The organism is Thermosynechococcus sp. TG215, assembly GCF_031583455.1.
In the GTDB taxonomy this organism is placed as follows: domain Bacteria; phylum Cyanobacteriota; class Cyanobacteriia; order Thermosynechococcales; family Thermosynechococcaceae; genus Thermosynechococcus.
Map to the genome: position 1 here is coordinate 141788 of NZ_CP134178.1, position 13183 is coordinate 154970.

Sequence of the window (13183 nt, forward strand, 5' to 3'; positions counted from 1 at the left end):
GATGAATAACCCTGCACTCTAGGATACCGATTTTATGCATGGATGCAACAGCAGTGCCAACTCCTGTCTTTATCTATAGCGATCGCTTCCTCGAACACCGCTGCCGCCAGTTTCACTTTGAGCGACCCGAACGGTTAGTGGCCATCCGTCAGCACTTAGAGGCAGCATTTCCAGCAGCAGAATGGCGTGAACCTACACCTGTCGGAGAAGGATTAACTCCTTGGTTGGAAAAGGTACATAGTCGGGTGTATTTAGACCAATTAACGCGGATTGCAGCAGCAGGGGGCGGCTGGCTAGATCCCGATACCTACCTCAATGACCAGAGCGATCGCGTGGCGCGGTTAGCAGTACAGGCGTGGCTCGATGGGGTGGATTTAGCTGTGCAGCGGCAGCAACCGATTTTTGTTTTGGCACGCCCCCCCGGCCACCATGCGTTGCGGGAGCGGGGAATGGGCTTTTGCTTACTAGCGAATGCAGCCATTGCTGCCCACTATGCCCTCAGTTTGCCAAGGATAAGACGAGTCGCAATTCTCGATTGGGATGTCCACCACGGCAATGGTACCCAAGCACTGGTTCAAGACCATCCTCAGATTGCCTATTGTTCACTTCATGAGTTTCCTGCCTATCCCTATACGGGGGATGGGGGCGATCGCAGGCACCACAACAACGTCCTCAACTTACCCATGCCTACAGGCTCCACTGGAGCGGCCTATCGCACTGCTTTTCAAGATCAAGTCATGCCCTTTTTGCAGCAATTTGGCGCAGATGTGCTCATCATCAGTGCGGGCTACGATGCCCACCGCGATGATCCCCTTTCTAGCATTGAATTACAGGAGGCAGACTATGGCTGGATGATGCACCAGTGCTTGCAGATCACTCACTGTATTGTCATTGGCTTGGAGGGAGGGTACAACCTTAATGCCTTGGGGCGATCGCTGGTTGCTACAGTTAAGGTGATGGCTCACGACTGAAAATGCCATCTACTTGAAGCAAGTGACCAGTACTTAAGTCTGCAAATCCAGGGACTAAACCGACTAGCCTATAACCATAACCCTTCATCAACCCAAGCATATCCTCAAATAAAATTTCACCTTCATATAAGCTAACTAGTGACATTTCCAGCTGAATTAGAAGAATTTTTTTCAAAGAGTTTTCTGCACCTTTCAACACTTTACTTTCAAATCCTTGAGTATCTATTTTCATAAAAATTTTATCTTGTGAACTAGCTATATTACTAAAAATGGAATCTAGTGTTTTAATGGTGATATTTTCTTTAGAGATATATTTTGAATTTGGTGCAGCATCCAAATGGGCTTGCATCATGTTTAAGAGAGAGCTACTATAACTATTTTCAGAAATATTAATTTCAGCTTCACCGGTAAAGTCACCTAGGCCATAATTATAAACAGTCCACAACTGATCATTTCTAGCCTTTATTTCCAGTATTTTGAATGCTGAACTTAAAGGCTCAAAAGAGTTAACTTTACCTGAATAACCAACTTGATCACGTAAAAACGATACAAACTGACCAGTGTTTGCGCCTACATCAATTATGTTATCAATTTGATAAAATTCGAGTAACCGTGCAAGCAGAGCAACTGGGTGTGAACCAGAACGGTAACGAACAAGATCATAGCCAAATTTACGAAATATTGTTTTGATAAAATATTTTAAGTTAGCCATTTTTTGAATTGATATTTAAGATAAGTATTTATTACATTACTAAATTTGAAATAAATTCTTCTTATTAGATAAGTTAAATTTCTTGGAACATACAGATACTTACCTCCATAACGTTCTTTAAAATCGTGTTGATCTGCTTCTTTATTCACACTAATATCAACTGGATGTAAAATCTCCTCAAGAGAAAATACTGGCAAATTGGCCAAAGGGTGATTGGGGCTGTGTGTGTGTGTGGCATCGCTCCCATAACCTATATTACTGACCAAGTTAACAATTGGAGTTGCAGTAAAAGATTGTGGTGCATAGTACCATTGGCAAGCTAGCCATTGATAATCCCAAGTATCAATCTTGCCTTGATAGGTAAGGTCAAATATTTTTTGCCAATATCTACGTTCAACAGAATCATCAAACATCATTTGCCACTCTACAGAGCTTTTCCATAAAGGCCAAAAAGGGATATCAACTTGATATTTCTCCCATGAGCGTCTCCAAGTTGCCCATCCCCATATATGGCAATATTTTGAAAAGTAGTAGCTACTCTGACTTTGTATCATCCGCTTCTGAAAATTATTTCCTGTAATCGCCCAGACGTTTGAGTCATTTACATAATAGTCAAGCAATTCATCACAAAACCTAAAAAAGTCAGGATGGGGCAAACAGTCATCTTCTAGAATAATCCCCTTTTCTTCGTGCTCAAAAAACCAAGTAATAGCACTACTGACCGCTACCTTGCATCCTAGGTTCTTCTCTCTAAAAAGAGTTTTAACTTCACAAGGCCAATCTACTTGGGTTGCAATTCTTCTCACCTCAGCAACTTTTTCTGCTTCCCCTTCTCGATCTGCCCTAGGTCCATCAGCAGCCACATAGAGCCTTGGTGGCCGAACCTGACGAATCGCCTCAAAAACTCGTTGTGTCGTATGAGGACGATTGAAAATGAGAAAAAGAACTCCTTTACCTAGCTGATATTTCATAACGAATACTACCTTAAATATTTCGATCTTGCCTTAAAAAATGGTTCATAATGTATTAAATTAGCTTGATAATAGTTATAGAATTGGGGCAAAATTTTGCTTTCATCAATACCTTTATAATTTTGTCCAAATTTACTTAAAGAAAACTGAATTTGCAACAAAAGACGAAATCCTTTTTCTAAAGGTTTTCCCTTATGAAAGCCAATTGTGTCAGCAGCTATAATTGTTCCTTTTGCTCCGCAAATTTCTACTATTTTATCTTCAGAATAGTATTTTCTTATCAAGTCATCAGTAACTCTTCCATCTCTGAAAATTTCTCTTGGCTTGTGAATGTGGGAACCCTTGACATAGCAGTGTGGGCCACTCACTGGACTAACATCAGTTAAATAAAAGAAAAACTTCAGAAACTTAAATCTATCATAATCAAAGTGAAATAGTTGTGCTTCTTCTGATAGACATGAATTATCAGATGGAATAGACCACCACATAGCAACTAGGTCTAATACAGGGGGTGCTTCTAAGTACAAATAAGCTAAGTTCAAGAGATCATTATCAAAAATAATGGATTGTATGTCTTCTGACTCAAATATAGTATCAACCGAGTAAAATATCCTAGCCTTTTTACCAAGATGATCAGCATCTCTCAACAGTTGCTTGTCATTTTCAGAGAGAGTATTAAGTGAAAAATGATAGATTTTTTCAATCTTAGACAGTTCTATTGTTTTTTCTAATATGGAAAATCCGTCTCTTCGTAATTCATCTAAACTTTTAGTAAACTTAATCTCTATATCATGATTAATTTTAGATAAAGACTTATTTACATTGGAGTAACGAAAATAAATTTTATAAATTTTTGCCAGTATTGGTGTAAGCCATCCATTTGTTTTAACGTATAAATTTCTCATCAATAAGTAACCTCTTTGAGGTGTTTGACCGCAGGTTAAGAAGTAAATGAAAGAAATTCCTAAAATAAGGAAGTCAATTGGTAATTTAAGTAAGTATATCTTTGAAAATAAGCTCATTCAATTACTCCTTACTTATGGAGAAAATCGTTACCACAGTTGAATTAGGATACAAACTGTTTTGTTGCAAAATTTCAACATTATCTCTTAGTGGAGCATTATTACAGAAGTAAATATGTGAAATTACATCCCCAAAGAGTTCATAAAGTTGTTCAGCACTATTTAATCTTACAAAGCCACCATCTGTTGGTTCTATTGAATACCCGAATTTCTTCTCAGCTTCTATGGGCGACATATTTGAAAAATCCACTGCTATACCAATAATTCCACCGCTCTTAATTACCCTAATCATTTCAGAAGCTGCCTTTTCAGGATTTTTGCTGTATGAGATAGTCCAGCCGCATATTATTACATCAAAGGAACTATCTTCATAGGGCATAGAGTGCATATCTCCAAGATCAATCAGAGGTGAGTAGCTTATTAAGTCTAGGCCTTTAACATTTTTGAAGCCCCAACTGAATAATCGAAGTAAGTCATTTTCGGTTCTTGGGCCAATCACTAGAATTGAAGACTCAGGAAACACCGTTTCTATACCCAATAATGGTAGAATCAGTTTATTCATTCGAGGCATTAAAAAGTCTAATTTATGATTTTTAACTGACTTCATGTTATGAAATATAGTCAACTCAAATGCATTATCTGATTCTAACGACTTAATTCCGCGAGTTAAAGCAAAATATTTCAAACGAAGGGAGCCAATAAAAAGTCTGATATGGTCAACTCTTAAAAACTGACACACTAAGCTACTAACTTTAGATTTAATCTTTTTCAGAAAATATCGCATTTTAACTCCTTTTCATAAATTGAAATAATCGAGTCAATTTTAGCTTTATTTCATGTAATCTCGAAAAGATTTGATTCTCATAGAACAAATAATCGTTCACAAATTTACCCTGAAATAAGCTATAAGGCTTGTAGTACGAAAATAAGTTTCCATAAAGCATATAGTAATATCCAAATGGAAGTGAATTTTTAGCCTCTTTAGGTTCAAGTTTCTTCAAAGATAAGTAGTCCTTTAGCTCTTGCAACGATGATGGCTCGTAAGTACAGTCTAATCCTTTGTAAGTAGCATCACCAATAGTAATCACAGGTTTACCAAGATAGGCTGCTTCTACTCCCATAGTTGAGCTATAAACAATAATCAGATCAGAGTTTTTAGCTAGGGCATAGGAATCAATAGGAGAGTGGCTAGGAATTACTGATACATTCTTACCACCAAGATTATTCCAAAAATTTCGGAGTCTTTGACTCTTTTGTTCTTTATGAGGATGAACACGTATAACTAGCTCTACGTCATCTAGTTGTGCTGCATAATTTATAAGCCAACGAATTGCTTCAATTTGTGACTTAAAAATAGGATGTTCTATTGAGTCTTCAACATAGATATATTCATCATCACTGGAACTATAATACGTCCATCTATACTTTTTACTTTTTTCAGGAACCATCCCTTTTATCTGTTTTTCTGTGAAAGAAACCCAGCCGATTCCTTCACCTTTTATTTTTCTTAAAAAATAAGATTCTGCTATTTCTTCTTTATTTTGATCTTGAGAAAGCTCCCACATTTTCTTTATTGATGCCCTAATAGCCTTAAAGTCATGGGGAGGCTTATCCGATAGATAGTATCGCTCTTTTGTTGCACCTCGTTCATGATAAAAAACAGGTATTGAGTATTTCTTGCATAAATAGATAATTGGCTTTGAACAAGCAAATCTACCATTGTAAGTTACAACTTGAGAAGGCTTAAAATATTGAATTAATTTTTCTACTTCTACATAGGTGGCGATCGCTGATTTGAAATAGCGCTCAATTAAGGCTTTATCTATATCTGGCTCAATATCCTTCATATACGACACATATGAACTTGCAACTCCCATACCAATTTTTATATTATTTAGTTCTATTTTTCTCAAGCAATCGACATTATTACAAGACCTTATTTGATCTTTGATTTTTTCAAACAATAGATCGACTAATGATTGATCAGGAGTTTTTACTAAGCAGTTAATGCCAAACTTAGAAAGAATTCTAAAAAGAGCCTCAACACGATTTCGGCGACTTCTAGATATCACAAAGACCCTTTTTGGAATATAGTCATCAGGATTATCTACATCAATAAACACAATTCCAGCTCTAACGCCTTCTTTTCTGTATTTAATTGCAATCTCTCCAGCAGTTTCTAAGTGAGGACAGTAGGCAAATGTTTCAATTATTAAAACATCAGCCTTTTGGAAATTAAATCTAGTTTCCTTATGATTATCGCTTTTGTCTTTCATGTTTTCCTACTAGTAGCAGGCCTTCTATATAACTTCAGAAACTGGTAAATTGCATAATTTCTGTAGTTGGTTACTTACAAGCTGTGTTTTTATTTATACATCTCTGCTACCCTTTCAAGAAAATACACTAAAGCTAGTATTTATGTCAAGTGCTAGCTACAGTTCTTCACTATGGCACTGAGAGTTAAAATTTAAATACTTATGTTTAATTTGTAGGTACTACAGCGGTGAGGACTGACTAGAGTGAACCAAGGATTAACGAAAGAGAGCAGCGTACTTGTGACGGGGGGCACAGGGTCGTTTGGCCGTGCGTTTGTCAAGGAGGTGTTGCGGCAGTTCCCTGATATTCGACGTCTCGTCATTTTCAGCCGTGACGAGCTAAAGCAGTTCGAGATGGCTCAGGAGTTCCCCTACCAAAAGTATCCAGGTATCCGCTACTTCATTGGCGATGTTAGGGATCGCGATCGCCTACGCCGGGCTCTGAACAAGGTCGATATTGTGGTTCATGCGGCTGCCCTGAAGCAAGTGCCGGCGGCTGAATATAACCCCATTGAGTTTATTCGCACCAATGTCATGGGGGCCGAAAACGTCATTCAAGCCTGCCTCGACACCGGTGTCAAGCAAGTCATTGCCCTCTCCACCGACAAGGCGGCTGCACCCATCAACCTCTATGGGGCAACAAAGCTCTGTAGTGACAAACTCTTCATTGCTGCCAATAACTTTGCGGGTCGTGATCTGCGGTTCAGTGTGGTTCGCTACGGCAACGTTATGGGGTCACGGGGGTCAGTGATTCCTCTTTTCTTGAAAAAGCGCTGTGAGGGCTGCCTACCAATTACGGATCCAGCCATGACTCGCTTTAATATCTCCCTCCAAGAGGGGGTAGAAATGGTACTGTGGGCACTGCAGCACAGTTGGGGAGGCGAAATCTTTGTGCCGAAAATTCCCTCCTACCGCATTCTCGATGTTGCAGAGGCGATTTGCCCGGAATGTGAGCAACAGTTTGTGGGTATCCGTCCAGGGGAAAAGATCCACGAAGAGATGATTACCACTTCCGATTCTTACACCACGGTTGATTTAGGCCAGTACTATGCCATTTTGCCCATTCAAGGGCGGTTCACGCTAGAAGAGTACTGTGCCCAAACAGGGGCAACACGGGTTAAACCGGGCTTCAGCTATAATTCTGGCACCAACGATCGCTTCCTTAGTGTCGAGGAGCTGCGCACTCTGATTCGCCAACACGTTGACCCGAACTTTATCCCAGGCAGGGGCTAAATGGGCACAATTCCCTACGGTCGCCAAGACATTACGCCAGAGGATATTGCGGCTGTCGTTGACGTCCTGCAATCGGACTGGCTGACCCAAGGCCCCAAGGTTCCCGAGTTTGAAGCAGCACTGGCCAGTTGTTGTGGTGCACGGTATGCCGTTGTGGTTAGTAGTGCCACAGCAGCGCTTCACCTCGCCTGTATTGCAGCGGGGCTACAAGGGGGCGATCGCCTGTGGACCTCGCCGATTACCTTTGTTGCCTCGGCGAATTGTGGCCGCTACTGTGGTGCCACGGTGGATTTTGTTGATATTGACCCCCACACCTATAACCTGAGTGTTTCTGCCCTTGCCGACAAGCTAGCAATTGCCAAAAAGCAAGGGACGCTTCCCAAGGTTGTCATTCCTGTTCACCTCGCCGGACAATCCTGTGAGATGGCTGCCCTTGCTGAACTTGCACAGACCTATGGCTTTACCCTCATCGAAGATGCCTCCCATGCCCTTGGGGGTCACTACCGTGGCCGACCCATTGGCTGCTGTGAATTCTCGACGATGGCGGTTTTTAGCTTTCATCCCGTCAAGATTATCACCACGGGTGAGGGCGGTGCCATTCTCACCAATGATCCAGACCTCTACCAGCGCCTTATCCGTCTGCGCAGCCACGGGATTACCCGCGATCCCCAACACATGGTGAGCGACTCCCACGGCCCTTGGTATTACCAACAACTGGAACTGGGCTTTAACTACCGCATGAGTGACCTGCAAGCGGCCCTCGGCCTACAGCAACTGCAACGCCTCGATCAGTTTGTCGAGCGGCGGCGTTTTTTAGCCCAACGCTACCATCAATCTCTTGCGGATTTGCCCCTCACGCTCCCCTTTCAGCATCCTGATACCCGCTCCAGTTGGCATCTCTACATCATTCGCCTGAAGCGAGACCAAATTCAAGCTTCCCATCGCGAAGTCTTTGAAGCCCTTCGTTCCCTTGGAATTGGGGTGAATCTCCACTACATTCCTGTGCATACCCAACCCTACTATCAGCAATTGGGCTTTCAATGGGGAGACTTTCCCAACGCCGAGGCCTACTACCAAGAAGCGATTAGCTTGCCTCTGTACTATGGCCTGACCCTTGCCCAACAGGATCAAGTCATTCAGGCGCTCAAGCAAGTCTTGGCTTAAGACCGCAACGCCAACAGCCCCTCCCCTATGCGAAAGTAAGCCTGCATCAACCGCTCAAAGCGATCGCCCAAGTCCCGTTTTGACTCTGCTGGCGATCATCTCGCCCTAGGGGCTTTTAAGGTTTGAGGCCTCTTGCCTTCAAGAATTGTAGGAGGTCACTCCTTTGAATGTGATTGAGCACGAGTTCAGTGCGTTGAAGCGAGCATGGATGTATGCAGGGTCAAACAATTCTATTGATGAAGTGATTCGCAATTATTGTGCCGAATAGCGTCTCATTCTTTATTTGAATAGCTATAATTCTAACGAAGACCCAATTCACCCATGCCTAGTGATTAGACTATAAAGCATCAGGTGGCTTGAGGACAGTTTCATGGTGCAAGATGGGTTACGCTACTGGCCGCTGGGTATTGTTCTTCTTTTAGGGGTGGCTCTTGAACCGGTTAGAGCAGCAGAGATGTCCCTACCCCAAACGGGTGTAGCAGAGGAGGAGTTGATTGCTCTCATTAAAGAAGACCCCTTTGCCCAAGCTCGCCTGCCGCAATCTGAAGGCTCTGCTGTTGATCTATTGCCGCTGCCACCCCAGCCCCCCCCAGCAGTCGTTCCGCCTGTAGAATCCCCTGCTCCCCTACCCACGAGCACTGAGATCAAGGATGATTCAGCAGCCCCCTCTGTGGAACCTGCACCAAGAACGACTGACAATTCTTCAGAAGCTCCAACAACAGTGGAACTGACCGCAGAGCAAGCCGCACAGGAGGCGCGGTTAGCACTTCTACGGGAGGGCGATCGCCACTGGCAATTAGGAGACACCGTCACAGCCCAAACCTATTACCAAAAGGCCAAGGCTGACCTAGATTTGCCACCCCCCCGTGTCACCCCCCCCGCTGTACTGGAAATTAGTCAACTGCCCCCCGCTGCCCAAGTCTATTGGCGAGAAGTTCAAGGGGGTTCCCAACTCTACAGTGCCCAAGCCGTGCCCCTGCGGCTGTTGGTGGAGCAATTCCCAGAGTTTATCCCCGGCCAAGTGCGCTTCGCTGAGTTTCTAGCGCAGCAGGGTTCCCTCAAAGAGGCCTATGCCCATCTCGAAAAAGCCGCCAGCCTCTATCCTGATCAACCCGATATTCAACGTAGCCTCGTCACCCTCTACGATCGCCAGCAACAGTGGCTAGAAGCGGCTCTTGCCGCCCAACGTTTTGCCCTACTGAATCCTGACCACCCCGCCACACCCGAATTTCAGCAACTAGCCGCAGAGCGAATGCAACGGTTCCGTCGTCGCCTGCAGGGACAACTGCGCGAAGGCATGATTGTCGGCGCCCTCACTGGACTGGTGGGTGTGGCACTCACGGGCAATCCCTTACTATCCTTGGACTCGATTCAAATGATGGCCTTGATGATGCAGGGAGAATCTGCCCTAGGCCGTTCAGCAGCACAGCAAATTAGCCGCCAAGTCAAGCTCCTTGAGGATCCTGAGGTTCAAGCCTATGTCAATGAAGTGGGGCAACGCCTCGCCAAAGTGGCCGGTCGCAATGAGTTTGAGTATGAGTTTTTTGTGATAAAAGATAATGATCTCAATGCCTTTGCCCTGCCAGGAGGCAAGATTTTTATCAATTCCGGTGCAATTCTCAAAGCCAATACCGAGGCAGAACTTGCTGGCTTACTGGCTCACGAAATTGCCCACGCGGTGCTCTCCCACGGTTTTCGCTTGGTCACCCAAGGCACGGCCACTGCCAACTTGACGCGGTTATTACCTGCTGGTGGCTATGTGACAGGGATTCTCGTGACTAGCTATAGTCGAGAAATGGAGCGAGAGGCGGATATTTTGGGCACACGGATTCTGGCGAGGGCAGGCTATGCCGCTGATGGCCTACTTAACCTCATGCACACCCTCAAGAAGGAATACCGTCATCAGGAGCCACCGTTACCATGGTTTTCTACCCACCCGCCGACCAATGAGCGCATTCGCTATATCCGTGGTTTGATGCGCGATCGCGGGTACACCCCCTTTGCCTTTGAGGGGGTCGAACGCCATCAACAAATTCAAGCGCGCTTGCGTACCCTTGTGGATCCCCCCAATCCCAAAAAGTCCAAACGGGAAACTGCCAAGACGCCGCAATAGCTGAGTCCGCTTTGAATGTTCTGAATGTCTCGACATTGCTTTCAAACCCTTGAGTACGAACCCGCATTTCTCTCCCTAGGGGAAGAGTACTGGGACGAGGTACAGGCGGCAACCTTTCCGCAGCATATTCTGCGTTTTCGCAATGATGCCCTCTTACCCCTGATGGGTCTGAATCCCGCCAAGGTAACCGATGCTGACTTTATTGCGGCCTTTGGCCAGTTTCAGGGGCGTGAACCTTTTTTAGCGATGCGTTACCACGGCTACCAATTTGGGGAATACAATGCTCGCTTGGGGGATGGCCGAGGGTTTCTCTATGGTCAGTTTCGCGGTGTGGATGGTCAACTGTATGACCTTGGCACGAAAGGATCCGGCATCACACCCTATTCGCGGGGGGGAGATGGTCGGCTGACGCTCAAAGGCGGTGTCCGTGAGGTTTTGGCCAGTGAACTGCTGCATCGCTTGGGGGTGAGCACCTTTCGCAGTCTCAGTTTGGTGGAAACGGGAGAATCCCTCTGGCGGGGGGATGAGCCATCGCCGACGCGATCGAGTATCTTAGTGCGCCTTGGCCGTTCCCATATTCGCTTTGGTACCTTTGAGCGGCTCCACTATCTGCGGCGACCGGACTTGATTCGACGGTTACTCGACCACGTCATTTACTACTACTACCCCCACTTGCTAGAGATCCCAGACCCCAAGGAACGGGATTGTACCTTTTATCGGGAGCTAGTGGCACGCACAGCGGATCTGGCGGCGCAGTGGTTGGTGGCGGGGTTTTGTCATGGGGTTTTGAACACCGATAATATGGCCATTACGGGCGAGAGCTTCGACTATGGTCCCTATGTCTTTTTGGAGCACTATGATTTGGGGTTTACAGCCGCCTACTTTGACTACTATGGCCGCTACGCCTACGGCAATCAACCAGCAATTTGTGCTTGGAATTTGGAGAAGCTGCAAATCCCTCTGTCTTCAGTAATGCCCCTTGAGGAAATGCAAGCTGCCCTAAAGACCTTTGGCGATCGCTGCCAAACCACCTACTTGAAACTCATGCTCAAACGCCTCGGTTGGGCAGACCTTCCTCTAGAAATTGGCCATCCCTTGGTGGCAGAAACCCAAGCTTTTCTCAGCCGCAGCACCATCAGTTATCCCCAATTCTTTGTCAGCCTACGGCAGGAATTCTCCCCTGAGTGGGCTGTAGATCCCAGTCATATCTTTCGTAACAGCTCAACCCTCACGCCAGCAGATCAGAAATTGCTAGAGGTTTGGAAAAGAACCTATTTTGAGCTACTTCAGCAAGCCAGCCCACGGCAGCGGGCGGCAATTCCCCAAACCCTACAGGCAGCCAATCCCCTTGTCATCCTCACTCGTTCCCAGATCGAACACATTTGGCAGGCCATTGATCAGGCGGATGATTGGTCACGATTTACTACAGCTCTTGAGTTGATGCAGGCATGAAGCGACTCCTTTGCCTGAGTAATGGCCACGGTGAGGATGCGATCGCCAGCTCGATTTTGCAGGCCTTGCGGCAGCGGTGTCCACACTTAGACCTAATGGCGTTGCCCTTGGTGGGCTTAGGGTCTGCCTATACGCGGCTGGGAATTCCTGTATTGCAGCCTGGAAAAATACTCCCCTCTGGGGGCTTTATCTACATGGATCTGCGACAGCTATGGCGGGATCTTAGAGCAGGGCTGCTGGGACTGTTGGGGGCGCAGGTTCGTGCTATTCAGCGTTGGCAGCGATTCTCAGCAGGGCATCTCTTAGCGGTGGGGGATATTGTGCCCCTATTGCTGGCCTATGGCACAGGGGGAACCTATAGTTTTATCGGCACTGCTAAGTCTGACTACTACCTATATGACGCGACGGGGCGTCCCTATCGTTGGGGCATGGGCTGGGCGGGGAGTGACTACCTGCCTTGGGAGCGATGGTTGTGGCGATCGCCCCGCTGTCGAGGCATTTTTGTCCGTGATGAGTTAACCGCTAAAGGGTTGCGGCAATTCGGTTACACGGTTCACTACTGTGGCAATCCCATGATGGACTTAGTGATGCCACCCCCTGAGCGATCGCCTTTTACGACTAGAACCATTGTGCTACTGCCGGGGTCTCGTGCCCCTGAGGCCTACCGCAATTGGCAACAGATCCTACGGGTACTGGCGCCCTATCCCGATCAGCCGCTGACCTGTCTTGCCGCTGTCAGTCCCAGCCTTGATTTACGGATGCTTGAGCAAAGCCTTGAGGGCTGGCAACCCATCGCCAGTGCATTACCCCAGACCAGCGCATGGCAGTTGGGTCAGCAACAACTGATTTTAAGTTCACATCACTTTCGTGAATTTCTGCATTGGGCAGAAGGGGGCATTGCCCTCGCCGGCACAGCCACAGAGCAGTGTGTGGGCTTAGGGAAACCCGTGATCACCTTTGCGGGTGCAGGCCCCCAGTTTACCCGTGAGTTTGCTAGTCGCCAAAAACGCCTTCTCGGAGACTCGATTTTCCTACTCAATGATCCTCAAGAGGCCATCCCGACCCTTTGGCAGATTTGGGAAGATGCGACTTTACTTGCGCGAATTGCCGCCAATGGCAAAGAACGCATGGGCGACCCCGGAGCGAGCGATCGCATTGCTGAGCAACTGTTAAAAATACTCGGCATTGAGTCCTGCTAAAAAAAAGACCCCCATCCGTAGATGGGAGCCA

At 46.0% G+C, this 13183-nt stretch carries 11 protein-coding genes; 6 read left to right on the forward strand and 5 right to left on the reverse strand.

Annotated features, from left to right (window positions below):
- Window positions 1–38: 38 nt before the first annotated feature.
- A complete protein-coding gene (locus RHJ02_RS00685; RefSeq protein WP_310800338.1) occupies window positions 39–971 on the forward strand; it encodes a histone deacetylase in 933 nt (310 codons plus the stop codon).
- Here the strand turns inward: RHJ02_RS00685 and RHJ02_RS00690 are convergent.
- From RHJ02_RS00690 to RHJ02_RS00710, 5 genes are read right to left on the reverse strand one after another with little or no spacing between them, the layout of a single operon-like run.
- Entirely contained in the window at window positions 949–1683 is a 735-nt protein-coding gene (locus tag RHJ02_RS00690) for an FkbM family methyltransferase (protein WP_310800339.1), read from the reverse strand. The genes RHJ02_RS00685 and RHJ02_RS00690 overlap by 23 nt on opposite strands.
- Entirely contained in the window at window positions 1671–2654 is a 984-nt protein-coding gene (locus RHJ02_RS00695) for a glycosyltransferase family 2 protein (RefSeq protein WP_310800340.1), read from the reverse strand. The genes RHJ02_RS00690 and RHJ02_RS00695 overlap by 13 nt, the downstream gene beginning before the upstream one ends.
- Before the next feature lie 8 nt (window positions 2655–2662).
- Window positions 2663–3676 carry a hypothetical protein gene (locus RHJ02_RS00700; RefSeq protein ID WP_310800341.1) on the reverse strand — a complete coding sequence of 338 codons (1014 nt, stop codon included), beginning with the start codon at window positions 3674–3676 and terminating at the stop codon, window positions 2663–2665.
- 4 nt (window positions 3677–3680) lie between these two features.
- Window positions 3681–4460 (reverse strand): class I SAM-dependent methyltransferase, encoded by a 780-nt coding sequence (locus RHJ02_RS00705; RefSeq protein ID WP_310800342.1) that lies wholly within the window; start codon window positions 4458–4460, stop codon window positions 3681–3683.
- Between the two features lies 1 nt (window position 4461).
- Entirely contained in the window at window positions 4462–5952 is a 1491-nt protein-coding gene (locus tag RHJ02_RS00710; RefSeq protein ID WP_310800343.1) for a hypothetical protein, read from the reverse strand.
- A gap of 279 nt (window positions 5953–6231) precedes the next feature.
- On the opposite strand from RHJ02_RS00710, the gene pseB reads away from it, so the two are divergent.
- The 5 genes from pseB (at window position 6232) to RHJ02_RS00740 (ending at window position 13152) form a co-directional block, all read left to right on the forward strand.
- Window positions 6232–7224, forward strand: coding sequence for a UDP-N-acetylglucosamine 4,6-dehydratase (inverting) (pseB, locus tag RHJ02_RS00715; RefSeq protein WP_310822134.1), 993 nt, complete (start codon window positions 6232–6234; stop codon window positions 7222–7224).
- On the forward strand, window positions 7225–8388 hold the full coding sequence (gene pseC / locus RHJ02_RS00720) for a UDP-4-amino-4,6-dideoxy-N-acetyl-beta-L-altrosamine transaminase (RefSeq protein WP_206200636.1): 1164 nt from the start codon (window positions 7225–7227) through the stop codon (window positions 8386–8388). It begins immediately after the preceding gene.
- A 370-nt stretch (window positions 8389–8758) separates the two neighbouring features.
- Complete coding sequence (locus RHJ02_RS00730) at window positions 8759–10501, forward strand: M48 family metalloprotease (RefSeq protein ID WP_310453104.1); 1743 nt, start codon at window positions 8759–8761, stop codon at window positions 10499–10501.
- A gap of 24 nt (window positions 10502–10525) precedes the next feature.
- Window positions 10526–11953 (forward strand): protein adenylyltransferase SelO family protein, encoded by a 1428-nt coding sequence (locus RHJ02_RS00735; protein WP_310800345.1) that lies wholly within the window; start codon window positions 10526–10528, stop codon window positions 11951–11953.
- Complete coding sequence (locus RHJ02_RS00740; protein WP_310800346.1) at window positions 11950–13152, forward strand: lipid-A-disaccharide synthase-related protein; 1203 nt, start codon at window positions 11950–11952, stop codon at window positions 13150–13152. The genes RHJ02_RS00735 and RHJ02_RS00740 overlap by 4 nt, the downstream gene beginning before the upstream one ends.
- Window positions 13153–13183: the final 31 nt, after the last annotated feature.